Genomic DNA, 18,741 nt, shown 5'->3' on the forward strand with positions numbered 1-18,741 from the left:
TTTGTCTTGGAATGCGCTTTCAGACGAAGCGGTTTTCCAGCGTGCCGAGGCCGTCGATCTCGATGCGGACCGTGTCGCCCGCCTTCAGGTACTGCGGCGGCGACATGCCCATGCCGACGCCGGCCGGCGTGCCGGTGGCGATCACATCGCCGGGATACAGGGTGATGCCGCGCGAACAAGCCTCGATCAGCGACGGAATGTCGAAGATGAAGTCGGCTGTCTGCGCGTCCTGGCGCAGCTCGCCGTTGACCCAGCAGCGCACGCGCGTCTGCGTGCCGTCGAGCGCGTCGGCGCTCACAATCCAGGGGCCCATCGGACAGAAGGTGTCGAAGGACTTGCCTAGATCCCATTGCTGGTGGCGCATCTGCACGTCGCGCGCGGTGACATCGTTGACGATGGTGTAACCGAACACGTGCGACAAGGCCTCGCCGCGCGCGATGTTGCGGCCGCCCTTGCCGATGACCACGGCGAGCTCGGCCTCGTAGTCGATCTGCGCCGAAACCGACTCGCCCGGCAGCCGGACCTCGTCCTCTGGCCCGATCACGCATTCCGGCACCTTGGTGAACACGATCGGCCAGGCATCGGCTTTGGCCGTGTTGTTCCTGAAGACCGAGGCCGACAGTTCCTTGGCATGCGCGTGGTAGTTGCGGCCGACGCAGAAGATGTTGCGGCGCGGCAGGGGCAGGGGAGCCTCGAGCCTCACTTCACTGAGGGCAAGCGCCGCACCTGTGGGGGGCAGGGCTGCACCGGAAGCCCGATCTTCGATCAGGGACAGTGCGCCGCGCTGCACCTGGGCATCGCCGAGTTGGAGCGGACTGACGGTCGCGCCGTCTTCCGAGACCAGGCCGACCTGGCGTCGGCCTTGATATTGGTAGGTCGCTATGCGCAAAATGATCTCCTTGTTGAGACCAAATGCTACCAATCGAGTACCAAACGCACAATAGAGCCCCCGCGTCGCGGTTGATACGATCGGTGCGCTTCTTCCATTCCATCTACCCATCCTCGCGACCGTGTACAGCGCCCTGACCCTGCGGGAAGCCATTCTCGAGAACCTGAAATCGCGTACCTGGCGAGCCGGCCACCGCCTGCCGACCGAGCGCGAACTGAGCGGTCAGTTCGGGCTCAGCCGCGGGACGGTGCGCCGGGTGCTGGCAGACCTGAAGAGCCGCGGGCTGATCACCCAGACGGTGGGCAGCGGGACCTACGTCAGCGAGGAGGTCGCGCAGGCGCTGGCGGAACTCAGCCATGGCGAGTCGCCGCTCGCGACCAGTCCTGCCGAACTGATGAGCGCGCGCCTGGTGCTCGAGCCCGCCGTCATCGCCATGGTCGTCGGCAATGCCACGGCCGCCGATTTCGCCCGGATGGAAGAGTGCTGCGACCGGGGCGAGGCGGCGGCGAGCCTCGAGGAGTTCGAACTCTGGGACGGCAGGCTGCACGAGGCCATCGCCGGCGCCGCGCACAACGCCTTCATCGCGGCCGTGTTCCAGCGCATGAACGAGGTGCGCGCGCAGGGGGAGTGGGGCATGCTCAAGCGCCGCAGCGCTACGCCGGAGCGCAGGCTGGACTACCAGCGCGAGCATCGCGAACTGGTCGCCGCGCTCAAGGACCGCGACAGCGCGCGCGCCGTGCAGCTCTGCCTGCAGCATCTGACGCACGTGCGGCGCAATCTGCTGGGATACTGAGTTGGCGGCGACCAATCAAGCCCAAATGGTCGCGTGAGCTGGCGGCTGGCCGGCGAAGCCAGGCCCGTTCGGGAAACACCGCGGAACCGGCTTTGCCGGGCCGCCGGTGTTGCCCCCGGTGAGGGGGCTGGCGGACCACACGAAGTGGCGGAGCCGGAGCCTACTCAGCTGAAAAATTCCTTTGCCTTGTCGAACCAGCCCTTGTCCGTGGGGCTGTGCTTGTCGCCGCCCTTCTTGAGCGATTCGTCGAGCTCTTTCAGCAGCTTGCGCTGGTGCTCGGTGAGCTTGACCGGCGTCTCCACGCGGATGTGGCAGTAGAGGTCGCCCGGGTAGGTGGAGCGCACGCCCTTGATGCCCTTGCCGCGCAGGCGGAACTGCTTGCCGCTCTGGGTGCCGTCGGGGATGTCGATCGCGGCCGCGCCCCTGAGCGTGGGCACGTTGATCTCGCCGCCCAGCGCGGCGGTGGTGATGCTGACCGGCACCACGCAATGCAGGTCGTCGCCGTCGCGCTCGAACAGCTCGTGCTTCTTGAGCCGGATCTCTATATAGAGGTCGCCGGGCGGTCCGCCGTTGGTGCCGGGCTCGCCGTTGCCGGTGCTGCGGATGCGCATGCCGTCGTCGATGCCGGCCGGGATCTTGACCTCGAGCGTCTTGTTGTTCTTGATCTTGCCCTGGCCGTGGCAGGTGGTGCAGGGCTCGGGAATGATCTTGCCGGTACCGTGGCAGGTCGGGCAGGTCTGCTGCACGCTGAAGAAACCCTGGCGCATCTGTACCGCGCCCTGGCCGTGGCAGGTGGTGCAGGTGATGGGCTTGGTGCCGGGCTTGGCGCCCGTGCCCTTGCAGGTGCCGCAATCGTCCCAGCTCGGAATGCGGATCTGCGCTTCCTTGCCGTCGGCCGCCTCCTCGAGCGTCACTTCCATCGCATAGCTCAGGTCGCTGCCGCGGAACACCTGGCGTCCGCCCGCACGACCGCCGGCGCGGCCGCCGAACACGTCGCCGAAGATGTCGCCGAAGGCTTCCGCGAAGCCGCCGAAGCCTTCCGCGCCCGGGCCGCCGCGCATGTTAGGGTCGACGCCGGCATGGCCGTACTGGTCGTAGGCGGCGCGCTTCTGCGCATCCGACAGCATCTCGTAGGCTTCCTTCACCTCCTTGAACTTGGCTTCGGCTTCCTTGCCGGTGTCGCCATGGTTGCGGTCGGGGTGGTGCTTCATCGCGAGCTTGCGATAAGCCTTCTTGATTTCTTCCTCGCTCGCGTTCTTCGGGACGCCGAGGGTTTCGTAGTAGTCGCGTTTGGTGGCCATGGTCGGTGGGCTGGGGGAGCGAAAACGGAAAAAGGCCGGACCGCCCTGTCAGGAGATCCAGCCTTGCCGGGGCCTTCGTATCAGCCCTTCTTGACTTCCTTGACCTCGGCGTCGACCACGTTGTCGTCGGCCGGAGCGCTTGCAGCTTCCGGGCCAGCGCCCGCCGCGCCGCCCGCGGCTCCGGCGGCCGCCTGGGCGTCGGCGTACATCTTCTCGCCGAGCTTCTGGCTGGCCGTCATCAGCGTGTTGGTCTTTTCCTCGATCGCTGCCTTGTCGTCGCCCTTCAGGACTTCTTCCAGCTCCTTGATTGCGGCTTCGATCTTTTCCTTTTCGCCTGCATCCAGGCTCGCGCCGTGCTCGCCGAGCGACTTCTTCACGCTGTGCGCCATCGCCTCGCCCTGGTTGCGGGCCTGGGCGAGCTCGACCTTCTTCTTGTCCTCGGCGGCGTTGAGCTCGGCATCCTTCACCATCTTCTGGATCTCGTCTTCGGAGAGGCCCGAGTTCGCCTTGATGGTGATCTTGTTTTCCTTGCCGGTGCCCTTGTCCTTGGCGCCGACGTGCAGGATGCCGTTGGCGTCGATGTCGAAGCTCACCTCGATCTGCGGCGTGCCGCGCGCGGCCGGCGGAATGCCTTCGAGGTTGAACTCGCCGAGCAGCTTGTTGCCCGCGGCGATCTCGCGCTCGCCCTGGAACACCTTGATCGTCACCGCCGGCTGGTTGTCTTCCGCGGTCGAGAAGGTCTGCGCGAACTTGGTCGGGATCGTGGTGTTCTTCGTGATCATCTTGGTCATCACGCCGCCCATGGTCTCGATGCCGAGCGACAGCGGGGTCACGTCGAGCAAGAGCACGTCCTTGCGGTCGCCCGAGAGCACCTGGCCCTGGATCGCGGCGCCGACGGCCACGGCCTCGTCGGGGTTCACGTCCTTGCGCGGCTCCTTGCCGAAGAATTCCTTCACCTTCTCCTGCACCTTGGGCATGCGGGTCATGCCGCCGACCAGGATCACGTCATGGATGTCGTTCACCGACACGCCGGCGTCCTTGATGGCGGTGCGGCAGGGCGCGATGGTGCGTTCGATCAGCTCGTCGACCAGGCTTTCGAGCTTGGCGCGCGTGAGCTTGATGTTCAGGTGCTTCGGACCCGAGGCGTCGGCCGTGATGTAGGGCAGGTTGACGTCGGTCTGGGCGCTGTTCGAGAGTTCGATCTTGGCCTTCTCGGCGGCTTCCTTCAGGCGCTGCAGCGCGAGCACGTCCTTGCTGAGGTCGACGCCCTGGTCCTTCTTGAACTCGCCGATGATGTAGTCGATCACGCGCTGGTCGAAGTCCTCGCCGCCGAGGAAGGTGTCGCCGTTGGTCGACAGCACTTCGAATTGCTTTTCGCCGTCGACGTCGGCGATCTCGATGATCGAGATGTCGAAGGTACCGCCGCCCAGGTCGTACACGGCGATCTTGCGGTCGGCGCGGTCCTGCTTGTCGAGGCCGAAGGCCAGCGCGGCCGCGGTCGGCTCGTTGATGATGCGCTTGACGTCCAGGCCGGCGATGCGGCCGGCATCCTTGGTGGCCTGGCGCTGGCTGTCGTTGAAGTAGGCCGGAACCGTGATCACGGCCTCGGTGACGGCTTCGCCGAGATAGTCTTCGGCGGTTTTCTTCATCTTGCGCAGGATCTCGGCGCTGACCTGCGGCGGCGCGAGCTTTTTGCCGCGCACTTCGACCCAGGCGTCGCCGTTGTCGGCCTTGACGATGGTGTAGGGCATCAGGTCGATGTCCTTCTGGACTTCCTTTTCCTCGAACTTGCGGCCGATCAGGCGCTTGACGGCGTAGATCGTGTTCTGAGGGTTGGTGACGGCCTGGCGCTTGGCCGAAGCGCCGACCAGCACTTCGCCGTCTTCCTGGTAGGCGACGATCGAGGGCGTGGTGCGCGCGCCTTCCGAGTTCTCGATCACGCGGGTGGTGTTGCCTTCCATGATCGACACGCACGAGTTGGTGGTGCCGAGGTCGATGCCGATGATTCTGGCCATGTTGTTTGCTCCTGAACGCGAAAAATATGTTGTTGTGAACTTGTGGATAACCCAGCTCGATTCAAGGGACGAAGCGGGGATTTCCTGTGGGTTTCCGTGGAATTCAGCTGGGCGCGCTGACCGTCACCAGCGCCGGGCGCAGCACGCGCTCGGCGATCGTGTAGCCCTTCTGCAGCACGCTCACGATGGTGTTGGCTTCCTGGCCTTCGGCCGGCACCACCGAAATCGCCTGGTGCTGGTGCGGGTCGAACTTGGCGCCGGCCGCCGGCGCGATTTCGATCACCTTGTTGCGCTCCAGCGCGCTCTTGAGCTGGCGCAGCGTGGCTTCGGCGCCTTCGCTGATCTGCTCCGGCGTGGCGTCCTTGTGGGCCAGGCCGGCCTCGAGGCTGTCGAGCACCGGCAGCAGGCTTTCGGCAAACGATTCGATCGCGAACTTGCGGCCCTTGCTGACCTCCTCGTCGGCACGGCGGCGTGCGTTCTGCACATCGGCCTGCGCGCGCAGGTACTGGTCGTTCAGTTCGGCGTTCTTGGCTTGCAGCGCAGCGATCTCGGCCGCGGCGGCCGCCAGGGCGTCGGCCTCGTTGGCGGCTTGCGCGGCTTCCAGCTCTTCCGGGCTGGGCTCGCCCTGCAGGAAGTTATCGGGATTCGATTGGGGGTTTTGCGGGTCTGACATGCTCAAAAAGCCGGCGGCCACGCCGGAAAACAAAACAATAGCGGGCCAGATGGGGCTGGGCTCGGGGTTTTCAAGGCAAAAAAATGCGCCCATCCAGGCGCATTTCGCTCGGGGCGGCGGTGCCGCCCGCTCAGTGGGCGTCGAGCAGCTCGACGTCGAACTTCAGGGTCGCGTTCGGCGGGATCACGCCGCCGGCGCCGCGTGCGCCGTAGCCGAGTGCGGGCGGGATGATCAGCGTGCGCTGGCCGCCGATCTTCATGCCGGCGACGCCTTCGTCCCAGCCCTTGATGACCTGGCCGGCCCCCAGCGAGAAGGCGAAGGGGTCGTTGCGATCGCGGCTGGAGTCGAATTTGGCGCCCTGGACGCCGTCGTTGTAGAGCCAGCCGGTGTAGTGCACATGCACGTGCTGGCCGGCCTTGGCTTCGGCGCCGCCACCGACGGTGGTGTCTTCGTATTGCAGGCCGGAGGGAGTGGTGGGCATGGAATGCTCCTTGGGGATGAAGAAAAAAGCCCTGCAGTTTAACGAGGCGTCGGATTCGGCCCGAGCTGCTTGAGGGGCGCGGGCGCGGCGGGCGCCGCTTTCTTGACCTGGTTCACCTGCCACTTCACGGCAAAGGCCTGCAGGTCGGACAGGCGCTTGAGCAGGTCCTGCCCGCTCAACGTGAGGCTGTAGCCCTCGCTGCCGTGGTTCACGATGCCTGCTTCGCGCAACTCCTTGATGCGGGTATTGAGCGTATTGGGCGTGATGTTGCCGACGCTGTCCTGCAGCAGGCGGAAGGTCTGGGCATGGCCGTCGCGCAGTGCCCAGAGCACGCGCAGTGCGTAGCGGGCCTCCAGCATCGCAAGCAATTGGCTGACAGCCGCGTTTTCCTTGCTACTCATCGAACAACATCTCCTCGGGGCGGCGGCTGCACATCACCGTGGCGCTGCGCGTTTTTTTATGTTGGGTGCTGGACCACTCGGATCGGGCCGGCGACTATATCCCAGAAGGCAGCTTGCTACAAGTTTTATAGCTGTGCAGTGAGACCGGCTGCGGGTCGCAGAGGCGGCTCCTTCAAGAGCTCGAATAGTTGGCCATGAGTTCGCCGAGCCGGATCGAGCCTGCCGGCGACCACGTCGGGTTGAAGGCGAGGGGTGGCGGAGGGAACAACATCACCACCGTGGACCCGAGCAGGAAACGGCCCATCTCCTCGCCTTGCTCGAGCACGATCTGCCGATCGGCGTAGTTCCATTCGCGCACTTCGCCGCCGCGCGGCGGGTTGACCACGCCATGCCACACGGTCGCCATGCTGCCGACGATGGTGGCGCCGACCAGCACCAGCACGAAGGGGCCGCGCGCCGATTCGAAGACGCACACCACGCGCTCGTTGCGCGCGAAGAGGCCGGGCACGCCGCGCGCCGTGGCCGGATTGACCGAGAACAGCTCGCCCGGCACGTAGATCATGCGCGAGAGGCGCCCGTCGCAGGGCATGTGGATGCGGTGGTAGTCCTTCGGGCTCAGGTAGAGCGTGGCGAAGCTGCCGTGCGCGAACTGCGCCGCCAGCGCCGCATCGCCGCCGACCAGCGCGGTGATGCTGTAGCGGTGGCCCTTGGCCTGGAAGATCTGTTCGCCTTCGATCGGGCCGAACTGGCTGATCGCGCCGTCGACCGGCGACACCAGGTCGGCCTTCGCGATCGGGCGCGCGCCGGGCTTCAGGGCCCGGGTGAAGAACTCGTTGAAGCTCGGATAGCTCGCGATGTCGCTATCGAGCGCCTCGCCCATGTCGACGCCGTACTTGGCGACGAAGCGCCGGATGATCCAGGTCGTGACCGCACCGCGCTCCTTGCCGGCCACCCAGCCGGCAAACGAAGTCAGTGCCTGTTTGGGAAAGAGGTACTGCGGCAGGACGGAGAGGCGGTGGGACAAGAAGGGGCTTCCGAAAAAGGGAAGGCGATTCTATCGAGCGCCCCGCCTGTCGCCAGTGGGACGACGGTTACTCCGCCTTGATTCCCGCGGCCTTGATGACCTGCGCCCATTTTTCGACCTCGGACTTCTGGAAGGCGGCGATCTGAGCAGTCGTCATGTCGGCCGGCTGCATGCCGAAACCCTTGAGCTTGTCCTGCATCTCTGGCTGCGCCAGGATCTTGCGGATCTCGGTGTGCAGGCGATCGATCACCGGCGCAGGAGTCCCGGCCGGCACGAAGATCGCCTGCCAGGACAGCACCTCGAAGTCCTTCAGGCTCGGCAGGCCCGACTCCGCCACCGTCGGCACGTCCGGCATCGAGGCCAGCCGCTTGGCCGAGCTGACGGCGATCGCGCGCAGCTTGCCGCTCTGGATGTGCGGCCCGGCGACCACCGTGGTGTCGAACATCATGTCGACCTGGCCGCCGATCACGTCCTGGATCGCGGGGCCGCTGCCCTTGTAGGGCACGTGCGTGAACTTGACGCCCGACTTGTAGGACAGCAGCTCCAGCGTCAGGTGCTGCGAGGTGCCGGTGCCGGCCGAAGCGGACGAGAGCCCGCCCGACTTGGTCTTGCTGGCCTCGAGCACGTCCTTCAGCGTCTTGTAAGGGCTCGCCTGGTTGACCACCAGCACCACCGGGTTGGTGCCGATCAGCGTCACCGGCGCAAAGGACTTCTGCGGGTCGTAGCCGATCTTCGGATAGAGGCTCACATTGATCGCATGCGAGCTGATGGTGCCGCCCAGCATCGTGTAGCCGTCGGGTGCGGCGCGCGACGCGATCTCCGAGCCCACGCTGCCGCCGGCGCCGCCCTTGTTGTCGATCACGACGCTGGTGCCCAGTGCCGGCCCGAGCTTCTGGCTGATCAGGCGGCCGAGCGTGTCGGTGGTGCCACCTGCAGGGAAGGGCACGAGATAGGTGATGGCCTTGCCGGTGGGCCACGAGCCCTGCGCGAAGGCGGGCAGGGCCGGCAGTCCTGCGGCGAGCGAGGCGAGCGCGGTATGGATGAGGGTGCGGCGTTGCATAAAAGGTGTCTCCTTGGCGTTCAAATAAAAAAACTCAGCGCGAGCTCACGGCAGCTCGACGATCTCGACCCAGTTCGGGTTCTTGCCCAGCGGCAGTCGCTGGGGCGTGCCGAGGGCGCCGCTCGCAGCGTCGATCGGGTGCACCGAGGCGCTGTGGGACTCCTGGCCGACGGCGACCAGAAAACGGCCGCTCGGATCGATGGCGAAGCCGCGCGGCGTCTTCTCGGTCGGCGTCTGGCCCAGCGCCTGCAGCCGGCCGGTCGAGGCGTCGACCTTGAAGCCCGACAGCGTGCTGGACGTGCGCTCCGATGCGTAGAGATAGCGGCCGTCGGGCGTGAGATGAAGATCGGCGGCCCAGGGCTTGCCGGTGAAGCCCGCGGGCAGCACGGTGGTGCTCTGCTGGAGCTGCAGCGTGCCCCGGGCGGCGTCCCATGCGTACACATGCAGGCCGGCGTCGAGCTCGTTCAGCAGGTACACGTTGCGCTGCGCCTTGTCCCAGACGAAGTGGCGCGGTCCCGACTTCGCCGTGCTGGTCGTCAGCGGCGGGTCGTTGGGCGACAAGGCCCCGGTCTGAGCGTCGAAGCGCCAGCTCGAAACGTTGTCGCCGCCCAGGCTGGTCGCCAGCACGAAGCGGTTGCCGGCATCGGCATGGATCGCGTGTGCGTTGGGTGCCGTTGGAAGCAGCTGCTGGATCGGGCCGACGTTGCCCGTCTTGTCGATGCTGTTGACCGTGATCTTGTGCCCCGGGTAGGAGGCCGCGAACAGCCAGCGCCCCGTGGCGTCGGTGTCGATGTTGGCCATGCTGTCGGCCAGCGGCGCCTCGCCCAGTTTCTTCAGCTTGCCGCTGGCGCCATCGATCGCGAAACTCGCGACGCGAAAAGGCTGCGAGCGAAGTGCGGCGTACAGGAAGCGCTTGTCGGGGCTCACCGCCATCGGCATTACCGCGCCGCCGACGTTCACCGATTCCACCGGCTTCAGCGTGCCCTGGGCGCGGTCGAGCTCGAGAACGGAGATTTCCTGGCTGTCCGCATTGGACACATAGACCCAGGTGGCGGCCGAAACGCTGCCGCCGATCCCGGCGAGTCCGGGCGCGAGCAGCAGGGCGAGGCGGCGCAGCGCGCGCGAAGTGATGGCTGGATGCATGTTCTTTTTCCTTGGGAGTTCAGCCGGTCAGGGCATGTACTGGCCGCCGTTCACCTCGAGGATCTGGCCCGTCACGTAGCTCGAAAGCTGTTCCGATGCGAGATAGAGGAAGGCGCCCACGCAGTCGTCGGGCTCGCCGATGCGGGCCATCGGGATCGTGGCCCTGAAGGCCTCGAGCATCTGCGGCGTCGAGAACTGGTCGTGGAAGGGCGTCTGGATCACGCCCGGCGCAACCGCGTTGACCCGGATGCTGTCGGGCGCGAGTTCCTTCGCGAGGCCGCGTGTCGCGGTGCTGACGAAGCCTTTCGCGCCGGCATACAGGTAGGCGCCCGGCCCGCCGCCGTGGCGCGCCGCGACCGACGAGACATTGATGATGCTGCCGCCGCGGCCCTGCGTGCGCATGAGCGGTACCACTTCGCGGCAGAAGGCGAGCACCGACCGCGCATTGATATGCAGCACATCGTCGAAGAGCGCATCGTCGAACTCGGCGATCGGCACCCGCTTGACCAGGCTGCCTGCGTTGTTGACGAGGATGTCGATGCCGCCCCAGCGCGCGGCGGTTTCGCGCACGACGCGGCGGATCGCTTCGGCGTCGCGCACGTCGCCCTGCAGCGCGAAGGCTTCGCCGCCGGCGGCGGTGATCGCATCGACCACTTCCTTCGCCGGGCCGGCCGAGCGGTTGTAGTGCACCGCCACGCGAACGCCGCGCGCCGCGTAGGCCCTCGCGACGGCAGCCCCGATGCCGGTGCTGGCGCCGGTGACGAGGGCGGTCTTGCCTTTGAGGTCTTCCATGCGTTTCTCCTTGTCAGGTGACGGGCGCCGGGTTGAACAGCACCAGCGCGTTGTGCAGCTTCCAGTGTTCGGCCCACGTCTTCTTGCGGCCGCTGGCCACGTCGAGCATCAGCCGGAACAGCTCCCAGCCCACGTCTTCGATCGTGGCTTCGCCGTCGGCGATGCGGCCGGCGTTGACGTCCATCAGGTCGTGCCAGCGGCGCGCGAGATCGCTTCGCGTGGCGACCTTGATCACCGGCACCTCCGCCAGCCCGTAGGGCGTGCCGCGGCCGGTGGTGAACACGTGCAGGTTGATCCCGGCGGCGAGCTGCAGCGTGCCGCAGATGAAGTCGGAAGCCGGCGTCGCTGCATAGAGCAGGCCCTTCTGCCGTGCCTTCTCGCCCGGCGGGACCACGCCGGAGATCGGCGAGCTTCCCGACTTCACGATCGAGCCCATTGCCTTCTCGACGATGTTGGAGAGCCCGCCCTTCTTGTTGCCGGGCGTGGTGTTGGCGCTGCGGTCGACGCGGCCCTTGTCGAGGTAGGCGTCGTACCAGGCCATCTCGCGGATCATGGCCTCGGCCACCTCGGGGGTGGTCGCGCGCGAGGTGAGCTGGTCGATGCCGTCGCGCACCTCGGTCACTTCCGAGAACATCACGGTGGCGCCGGCGCGCACCAGCAGATCGGTGCAGAAGCCGACGGCCGGGTTGGCGGTGACGCCCGAGAAGGCATCGCTGCCGCCGCACTGCACGCCGACCGTCAGCTCACTGGCCGGCACGGTTTCGCGCCGGCGCGCGTCGAGGCGTTCGAGATGCTCTTCGGCCTGGCGCAGGATCGAATCGACCATCGACATGAAGCCGATGTGTGCCTCGTCCTGCAGGCACACCACGTCGAGCCTGCTGTCGGCGTTCTCGCCGACATCGGCCACATTGCGCTCGTCGATGAGCGGGATGGTGCCGGGCGGCATCAGGCGCTCGGGCTGCAGCTTCTCGCAGCCCAGGCTCACGACCATCACCTCGCCGCCGAAATTCGGATTGAGGCTGATGTTGCGCAGCGTGCGGATCGGGATGATCGCGTCGGGCGCGTCGATCGCAACGCCGCAGCCGTAGCCGTGCTCCAGGGCCACCACGTCGTCGACGTTCGGAAACTTGGGCAGCAGCTCGGCCTTGATGCGCTGCACGGCGAACTCGGTGACGCCGGCCACGCACTGCACGGTCTGGGTAATGGCCAGGATGTTGCGCGTGCCGACCGAGCCGTCCGGGTTGCGATAGCCCTCGAAGGTGTAGCCCTCGAGCGGCGTCTGCGGCGGCGGCCTGACGGTGGCGATCGGCAGGCCTTCGAGCTCGCGCGCGGCGGGCATCTTCAGGAGCCGCTCGTGCACCCAGCTGCCGGCAGCGATCGGCTTCAGCGCATAGCCGATCACGACGTCGTAGCGCCGCACCTCGCCGCCTTCGGGAATGTCGACCAGCGCCACCTTGTGCGCCTGCGGCACCTTCTCGCGCAGCGTCAGGCCCGAGGGAAACACGGTGCCGGCCGGCAGCCCGCCGTCGTTGGCCACGATCGCGACGTTGTCGCGCTCGTGCATGGTGATGTAGAGAGGGTTGCTCATTTCGGTGCGGAGAAGAGCTCGGGCAGCCACAGGGAGAAGGCCGGCACGTAGGTCACCAGCATCAGGCATACCACCAGCGCGCCGTAGAAGGGCCAGATCGATCGCATCACCTGGCCGACCGAAACCCCTCCGATCGCGCAGCCGATGAACTGCGTGGTGCCGACCGGCGGCGTGTTCAGGCCGAGCGCGCAGTTGATCAGCATGACGATGCCGAACTGCACCGGGCTCATCCCGAACTGCATCGCGATCGGCAGGAAGATCGGCGTGCAGATCAGGATCGTGGCGGCCATGTCGAGGAAGGTGCCGAGCACGAACAGCAGCACGTTGATCATCAGGAAGATGACCCAGGGGCTGTCCGAGACGGAGGTCATCAGCTCGCCGGTTTTCTGCGGCACCTCGTAGAGCGCCATGAAGTAGCCGAAGGCCGAGGAGATGCCGATCAAGAGCAGCACCACGCCGGTGGTCTTGCAGGCCTTGGCGCAGGCTTTCAGAAAATCCTTCCAGCTGAGCGAGCGGTACACCAGCACCGTGACGCCCAGTGCCCACAGCACGGCGGTGGCCGCCGACTCGGTGGCTGTGAACACCCCCGACAGGATGCCCACGAGGATGATCGCGACAATCAGCAGCCCGGGCAGCGCGCCGATGAAGGCCGCCAGCACCTCGCCCCAGCCGGGGAAGGCGCCACGGATCGGGTAGCCGCGCTTGATCGCCACGTAGTAGGCGGCCGCCAGATTGCACAGCGTCAGGAGCAGCGCCGGGATCAGGCCCGCCAGGATCAGGCTCAGCACGCTGACCGAGGCGAGGCCGGTGGTAGCCAGCGTGAAGATGATGAGGTTGTGCGAGGTCGGCATCAGCGCGCCGACCAGCGCCGCATGCGTGGTGACGTTGACCGCATAGTCCGCGTCGTAGCCCTCGCGCTTCATCAGCGGGATCATGACCGAGCCCATGGCCGACACGTCGGCCACCGGCGAGCCTGCGACGCCGCCGAACAGCGTGCAGCCGATCACGTTGCTCATGCCGAGCCCGCCGCGCACATGGCCGATCAGGCTGTTGGCAAAGCGCACGATGCGCTGCGCGATGCCGCCGTAGAGCATCAGCTCGCCGGCGAAAACGAAGAAGGGGATGGCGAGGAACGAGAAGATCTGCATCCCGCCGACCATCTTCTGGAACACCACCGCCACCGGCAGGCCGGCATACACCACGGTGGCGATCGAGGCGAGGCCGATCGAGAACGCGACCGGCACGCCGAGAACCAGCAGCGCGACAAAACTAAGAGACAGAACGGTCAATTCCACGCCGGCACCACTTCCTCGTCACGCAGCAATGCCACGATATGTTCAACCGAAAAAAGAACGATCAACAGGCCCGCGATCACGAGCGCCAGGTAATCCATGCCCACCGGAATGCCCAGCATGGGCTTGATGTCGCTCCACTTGAGCCGGGTCCAGAGCCAGCCGCTGGAAACCATGATGGCGCCGAACAGCGCCACCAGCGCATGGATCAGGATCTCGACCTTGAGGCGCATCGACTCCGGCAGCAGCGTGACCAGCGACTCCAGGCCGATGTGGCCCGCATCGCGCACGCCGACCGCCACGCTGAGCGCGGTCACGTACAGCACCAGCTGCAGCGCGAGGCCCTCGGCCCACACCGGCGTGTCGTTGAAAAGGTAGCGCCCGACCACCTGGTACTGCACGCACACGATGATGGCGATCAGCAGCACCACCGCCAGCATCAGGCTGGCCTTGGAGAGCAGCGCGCACACGCGTGAGTACGCGTGGCGCGAGGTCGGGCGCAGGCTTTCGGGTTCGGCCAGCCCGTCGATCACTTGTTGTCCTGGATCGCCTTGACCAGGCGCTGCAGGTCCGGCGTCGAGATGAACTTGGCGTACACCGGTGCCATCGCCGCGCGGAACGAGGCCTTGTCGACGTCGGACACGATGGTGGCGCCGCCCTTGGTGACCACCTCGAGCGACTTGGCCTCCTGCTCGTCCCACTTCTTGCGCTGGAACGCGACCGATTCCTTGGCCGCGGCGCGGAACATGTCCTGCTCGGCCTTCGGCAGCTTGTCGTAGACGGCCTTGGACATCACCAGCATCTCGGGCGCCATCGAATGCTCGGTGCGCGAGTAGAACTTGACGGCCTCGTAGTGCTTGAAGCCGTCATAGGACGGGATGTTGTTCTCCGCGGCATCGATCAGCCCGGTCTTGAGGCCGGTGTAGACCTCGCCGATCGGCACCGGCGTGGCGTTGGCGCCCATGGCGTTGATCAGCGACACCCACAGGTCGGACTGCTGCACGCGGATCTTCATGCCCTTGGCGTCGGCAAGCGACTTCACCGGCTTCTTGGCATAGATCGAGCGCGCGCCGCTGTCGTAGAAGGCGAGGCCGACGAGGCCTTCGGGTTCGCAGCTCTTCAGGATCTCCTCGCCGGCCGGGCCGTCGAGCGACTTGCGCATATGGGCGATCGAGTCGAACAGGAAAGGCATGGTCGGCACCAGCGTCTTCGCGCAGATCGAGTTCAGCGGGCTGATGTTGACGCGGGTCATCTCCAGCGCGCCGATCTTCACCTGGTCGATGGTTTCCTTTTCGGTCCCGAGCGCGCCCTTGTTGAAGACCTTGATCTTGTACTTGCCGTTGCTGCGCTTCTCGAGCAGCTCGCTCATGTGCTTGACCGCGGCCACGGTCGGATAGTCGTCGCTGTTGTGCACGTCGGCCGAACGGAATTCGACGGCGTGCGCGGCCATGCCCAAGGCGGCGGCGGCCAGGGCGATCAGGGTGCGGTTGAATTTCATTTGTCTTCCTCTTCGGTGGTGGTTTATGGAAATTGGAACGTCGTCAGCTGCCGAACGCGGGCTCCGTGATGCCTTGGGTGCCGGGGCGCAGCGCGAACAGGCCGCCGGCGAGCGGCTGGTCGGAGAGGTCGCCGCCCGGGCGGATCGAGGTCACGAACAGCGTGTCGAGCTTCGGGCCGCCGAAGGCGCACATCGCGGGCTTCTTGACCGGTACTTCGAGCGAGCGGTCGAGCCTGCCTTCGGGCGTGAAGCGATGCACCAGGCCGGCGTCGTTGCCGCAGATCCAGTAGCAGCCGTCGGCATCGACCGCGGCGCCGTCGGGCCGGCCGGGCAGCGGCTTCATGTCGACGAAGACGCGGCGGTTCGTGGGCGTGCCGCTGGCGGTGTCGTAGTCGAAGGCCCAGACGGTCTGCACGCTCGGGTGCGAGTCCGAGAGGTACATCGTGCGGCCGTCGGGGCTGAAGCCGAGGCCGTTGGGCACGATCAGGTCGTCGAGCTGCACGGTGGGCGCTGCGGCGCCTTTGTCGTAGCGGTAGAGGCGCCCGACGCGCGCGCCGGCCGCCATGTCCATCAGCATGGTGCCGGCCCAGAAGCGGCCCTGGCGGTCGCAGCGGCCGTCGTTGAAGCGCATGCCGGGCAGGGCGTGCGCCACCTGCGCGAGCCGCGTCGCGGCGAGCGTGCCGTCGTCCTGCGGCGTGATCGAGAACAGGCCGCTTTCCATGCCTGCGATCCAGGCGCCCGGCACATCGGCGCGGGGCGCGATGCAGGCCGGCATCTCCTCGCCGGCCCATTGCGTGTGGCCGGCCGCGGACCAGCGGTGCAACGCGCGGCCAGGAATGTCGACCCAATAGAGTGCCTCGTCGGCCGCCGACCACACGGGACTCTCGCCCGTGCCGCAGCGTGCATCGACCACGAGCTCGGCCTTGCTGCGCATGGCGCTCAATCTCCGAAGGGTCCCTGGGCCGTGAACGCGCCGCCCTGGTAGATGGCGTTCGGGTCGGTCGGCGCGACGGGCGGCTGCGCTTCGATCTTCGCGCGGAAGACTTCGGAACTGTCCTGCGGCTCGAAGCCCAGGTGCGCGGCCGCGCTGTTGTCCCACCAGACATCGCGGTTGGCCGACACGCCGTAGACCACGGTATGGCCGACGGAGGGCGTGAAGAGCGATTTCTCGACCAGCGTCGTCAGGTCGCGGTAGCTGAGCCAGGTGCTCATCATTCGGCGGTTGGCCGGCTCGGGGAAAGAGGAGCCGATGCGAATGCTCACGGTCTCGATGCCATAGCGGTCGAAGTAGAACTGCGCGACGTCCTCGCCGAAGGATTTGGACAGGCCGTAGTAGCCGTCGGGCCGGCGCGCCGCGTGGGCGTCGATCGCCTCGCTCTGCTTGTAGAAGCCGATCACATGGTTCGAGCTCGCGAAGACCACGCGCTTCACGCCGTGCCGGCGTGCGCCTTCATAGAGATGGAAGATGCCCTTGATGTTGGCTTCGAGGATTTCCTCGAAAGGGCGCTCGACCGAGACGCCGCCCAGGTGCACGATCGCGTCGCAGCCGGCGACCAGCGCGTCGACCGCAGCCTTGTCGGCCAGATCGCAGGGCACGACTTCCTCGTGCTTGCCCTCGGCTGGCGCGAGCGCCGCGATGTCGGAGACGCGCAGCACATCCGCATAAGGGCGCAGCCGTTCGCGCAGCACCTTGCCCAGGCCGCCGGCGGCTCCCGTCAGGAGCAGGCGGGCCATGCGGGGCGGATTGGCTCTGGAAATCTCACTCATCTCTTGTTTGTCTCTGGTGGTAAGTTATCGGTTGTCGTACAACGAGATGACGATTATCATCATCGCATGTCGAACCTGTCAACGGGGTCAACCGCTAGCGCCGAAGCCGGCACCTTCACGGGCAGCCCGCGCCGCCGCGGGCGCGGTTTGGCCCACGGCCTGGTCGACGATCTGGGCGAGAAGATCCGCAGCCAGCAGCTGAAGCCGGGCGACAAGCTGCCGACCGAGTCGGCCATCATGCAGGCCTACGGCGTGAGCCGCACGGTAGTGCGCGAGGCGCTCTCCAAGCTGCAGGCCGGCGGGCTGGTGGAGACGCATCACGGCATCGGCACCTTCGTGCTGCAGCCCAAGGCCGCCGGCATGTTCCGCCTCGATCCCTCGGACATCGCAACCTCGGTCGACGTGCTCGCGGTGCTCGAGCTGCGCATCAGCCTGGAGACCGAATCCGCCGGCCTGGCCGCCACGCGCCGCACCGACGAGCAGCTGGCTGCGATGCGCGAGGCGCTCGACGATTTCGAGCGCAACGTGGCGGTGGCGGGGGACACGGTGGCACCCGACTTCCGCTTTCATCTGCAGATCGCGCAGGCTACCGGCAACCCGTACTTCGCGGACATCATGAGCCACCTGGGCACCACGATCATTCCGCGCACGCGCATCACCGCCATCCGCAACCACGACCGCCGCGGCGAATACCTGAGCCGCGTGAACCGCGAGCATGAAGAGATCTATGCCGCCATCGCGCGGCGCGATCCCGAATCGGCGCGCGCTGCCATGCGCGTCCACCTCACCAACAGCCGCGAGCGGCTGCGCATCGCGCAGGAAGCGGCCAAGAGCGCCGCCGCCGAAGCCGCGCCGCCGGCCGATCCGGCCGGCCCCCCGCCCTCGGCCTGAACAAGCTGGCCCGCGAGACTGGACATCGCGCCCGACTAGTTGTACGATGACTGATAACAACAACGCTCGGCTGCGCGCCGTGCGTGTCAGCCGGCGATCCCCCTTCCCATCCTCAGGAGACACAAGACATGACCATGAATCGACGCGATCTCGTGCTCGGCGCCCTCGGCACCGGGCTGCTGGCCGCAGGCGGCGCCCACGCGGCCGACGCCTGGCCCTCCAAACCCATCCGCATCGTGGTGCCGTACCCGCCCGGCGGTTCCTCCGACATCATTGCGCGCTCGATCAGCCAGCCGCTGTCGGAAGCGCTCAAGCAATCGGTGATCGTCGAGAATCGTGCCGGCGCCAACGGCAATCTCGGCGCCGACCTGGTGTCCAAGGCATCGCCCGACGGCTATACGCTCCTCTTGTGCGATGTCGGCGCGCTCGCGATCAGCCCGTCGGTCTACACCAAGCTGCCTTTCGATCCGTCGAAGGACCTGCGCGGCGTGACCATGCTGGCCTACTCGCCGCACCTGCTGGTCGTGCATCCGTCGGTGCCGGCGAGCAACCTCAAGGAACTGGTCGCGCTGTCGAAGAAGTCCGACCTGAACTTCGCCGTCACCGCCACCGGCAGCGCGCCGCACCTCGCCGGCGTGGCGCTCGAACGCGCCAGCGGTGCGCGCTGGCAGTACGTGCCCTACAAGGGCGGCGTGCAGGCCATCCAGGACACGGTGGGCGGCCAGACCCAGGTGCTGATGAACGGCATGCTCGCGACGCTGCCCCATGTGCAGAGCGGCAAGCTCAAGATCCTGGGTGTCTCCAAATCCACGCGCATGCCGCTGATCGGCGACGTGCCGACCATCGCCGAGCAGGGCGTGCCCGGCTTCGACTCCGGTACCTGGCAAGGCATGCTGGCCCCGCGCGGCACGCCCGAGGCGGTGATCCAGCGCCTCAACAAGGAACTGGTTTCGATCATCCGCTCGCCCGACATCCGCTCGCGCCTGGCCGGGCAGGGCGCCGAGGTCGTGACCATGGCGTCGACGGAACAGGAGCAGTTCTTCAACAAGGAACGCGCGCGCTGGGCCAAGGTGGTCGAGGCCGCGCAGATCAAGCTGGACTAGAGCAACCATCCCAGCCCGTTCAGGCTGAGC

At 66.8% G+C, this 18,741-nt stretch carries 19 protein-coding genes; 3 read left to right on the top strand and 16 right to left on the bottom strand.

Features of this window, described 5'->3' with window-relative positions:
- Nucleotides 1-19: 19 nt before the first annotated feature.
- On the bottom strand, nt 20-889 hold the full coding sequence (locus EJI01_RS07145; protein ID WP_126836416.1) for a fumarylacetoacetate hydrolase family protein: 870 nt from the start codon (nt 887-889) through the stop codon (nt 20-22).
- A 121-nt stretch (nt 890-1,010) separates the two neighbouring features.
- Here EJI01_RS07145 and EJI01_RS07150 point away from each other — a divergent pair, with 121 nt between their 5' ends.
- The gene (locus EJI01_RS07150) at nt 1,011-1,682 is read left to right on the top strand and encodes a FadR/GntR family transcriptional regulator (RefSeq protein ID WP_221885649.1); all 672 of its coding nucleotides are present in this window, start codon (nt 1,011-1,013) and stop codon (nt 1,680-1,682) included.
- Between the two features lie 164 nt (nt 1,683-1,846).
- On the opposite strand, the gene dnaJ is transcribed toward EJI01_RS07150, so the two are convergent.
- The 15 genes from dnaJ to EJI01_RS07225 form a co-directional block, all read right to left on the bottom strand.
- Entirely contained in the window at nt 1,847-2,983 is a 1,137-nt protein-coding gene (gene dnaJ / locus EJI01_RS07155) for a molecular chaperone DnaJ (protein WP_126836417.1), read from the bottom strand.
- Between the two features lie 80 nt (nt 2,984-3,063).
- Complete coding sequence (gene dnaK, locus EJI01_RS07160) at nt 3,064-4,998, bottom strand: molecular chaperone DnaK (protein ID WP_126836418.1); 1,935 nt, start codon at nt 4,996-4,998, stop codon at nt 3,064-3,066.
- A gap of 103 nt (nt 4,999-5,101) precedes the next feature.
- Nucleotides 5,102-5,671 (bottom strand): nucleotide exchange factor GrpE, encoded by a 570-nt coding sequence (gene grpE / locus EJI01_RS07165; protein WP_126836419.1) that lies wholly within the window; start codon nt 5,669-5,671, stop codon nt 5,102-5,104.
- A gap of 130 nt (nt 5,672-5,801) precedes the next feature.
- Complete coding sequence (locus EJI01_RS07170) at nt 5,802-6,152, bottom strand: FKBP-type peptidyl-prolyl cis-trans isomerase (RefSeq protein WP_126836420.1); 351 nt, start codon at nt 6,150-6,152, stop codon at nt 5,802-5,804.
- Nucleotides 6,153-6,190: 38 nt separating this feature from the next.
- A complete protein-coding gene (locus EJI01_RS07175) occupies nt 6,191-6,553 on the bottom strand; it encodes a winged helix-turn-helix transcriptional regulator (protein ID WP_126836421.1) in 363 nt (120 codons plus the stop codon).
- Between the two features lie 172 nt (nt 6,554-6,725).
- Nucleotides 6,726-7,577, bottom strand: a complete 852-nt coding sequence (gene asd / locus EJI01_RS07180) for an archaetidylserine decarboxylase (protein ID WP_126836422.1) — start codon at nt 7,575-7,577, stop codon at nt 6,726-6,728.
- Between the two features lie 67 nt (nt 7,578-7,644).
- Nucleotides 7,645-8,637, bottom strand: a complete 993-nt coding sequence (locus EJI01_RS07185; RefSeq protein ID WP_126836423.1) for a Bug family tripartite tricarboxylate transporter substrate binding protein — start codon at nt 8,635-8,637, stop codon at nt 7,645-7,647.
- Between the two features lie 45 nt (nt 8,638-8,682).
- A complete protein-coding gene (locus EJI01_RS07190; protein ID WP_126836424.1) occupies nt 8,683-9,780 on the bottom strand; it encodes a lactonase family protein in 1,098 nt (365 codons plus the stop codon).
- Between the two features lie 27 nt (nt 9,781-9,807).
- Nucleotides 9,808-10,572: an SDR family NAD(P)-dependent oxidoreductase gene (locus EJI01_RS07195; protein ID WP_126836425.1), complete on the bottom strand. Its 765-nt coding sequence runs from the start codon at nt 10,570-10,572 to the stop codon at nt 9,808-9,810.
- 13 nt (nt 10,573-10,585) lie between these two features.
- Nucleotides 10,586-12,160 (bottom strand): galactarate dehydratase, encoded by a 1,575-nt coding sequence (garD, locus tag EJI01_RS07200; protein ID WP_126836426.1) that lies wholly within the window; start codon nt 12,158-12,160, stop codon nt 10,586-10,588.
- Nucleotides 12,157-13,455 carry a TRAP transporter large permease gene (locus tag EJI01_RS07205; RefSeq protein WP_126836427.1) on the bottom strand — a complete coding sequence of 433 codons (1,299 nt, stop codon included), beginning with the start codon at nt 13,453-13,455 and terminating at the stop codon, nt 12,157-12,159. The genes garD and EJI01_RS07205 overlap by 4 nt, the downstream gene beginning before the upstream one ends.
- A complete protein-coding gene (locus EJI01_RS07210; protein WP_409513934.1) occupies nt 13,446-13,985 on the bottom strand; it encodes a TRAP transporter small permease in 540 nt (179 codons plus the stop codon). Before EJI01_RS07210 ends, EJI01_RS07205 begins: the two co-directional genes overlap by 10 nt.
- Entirely contained in the window at nt 13,982-14,950 is a 969-nt protein-coding gene (locus tag EJI01_RS07215) for a TRAP transporter substrate-binding protein (RefSeq protein WP_126836428.1), read from the bottom strand. The genes EJI01_RS07210 and EJI01_RS07215 overlap by 4 nt, the downstream gene beginning before the upstream one ends.
- A 43-nt stretch (nt 14,951-14,993) precedes the next feature.
- On the bottom strand, nt 14,994-15,884 hold the full coding sequence (locus tag EJI01_RS07220; protein WP_126836429.1) for an SMP-30/gluconolactonase/LRE family protein: 891 nt from the start codon (nt 15,882-15,884) through the stop codon (nt 14,994-14,996).
- A 5-nt stretch (nt 15,885-15,889) separates the two neighbouring features.
- Nucleotides 15,890-16,684 carry an NAD-dependent epimerase/dehydratase family protein gene (locus tag EJI01_RS07225; protein ID WP_409513935.1) on the bottom strand — a complete coding sequence of 265 codons (795 nt, stop codon included), beginning with the start codon at nt 16,682-16,684 and terminating at the stop codon, nt 15,890-15,892.
- A gap of 99 nt (nt 16,685-16,783) precedes the next feature.
- Between EJI01_RS07225 and EJI01_RS07230 the strand changes: the two genes are divergently transcribed.
- Together EJI01_RS07230 and EJI01_RS07235 are read left to right on the top strand one after the other, a co-directional pair.
- On the top strand, nt 16,784-17,608 hold the full coding sequence (locus EJI01_RS07230; protein ID WP_126836431.1) for a FadR/GntR family transcriptional regulator: 825 nt from the start codon (nt 16,784-16,786) through the stop codon (nt 17,606-17,608).
- Nucleotides 17,609-17,736: 128 nt separating this feature from the next.
- Nucleotides 17,737-18,711, top strand: coding sequence for a Bug family tripartite tricarboxylate transporter substrate binding protein (locus EJI01_RS07235; RefSeq protein WP_126836432.1), 975 nt, complete (start codon nt 17,737-17,739; stop codon nt 18,709-18,711).
- Nucleotides 18,712-18,741: the final 30 nt, after the last annotated feature.

Origin of the sequence: Variovorax sp. MHTC-1, assembly GCF_003984645.1 — a bacterium.
In the GTDB taxonomy this organism is placed as follows: domain Bacteria; phylum Pseudomonadota; class Gammaproteobacteria; order Burkholderiales; family Burkholderiaceae_C; genus Variovorax.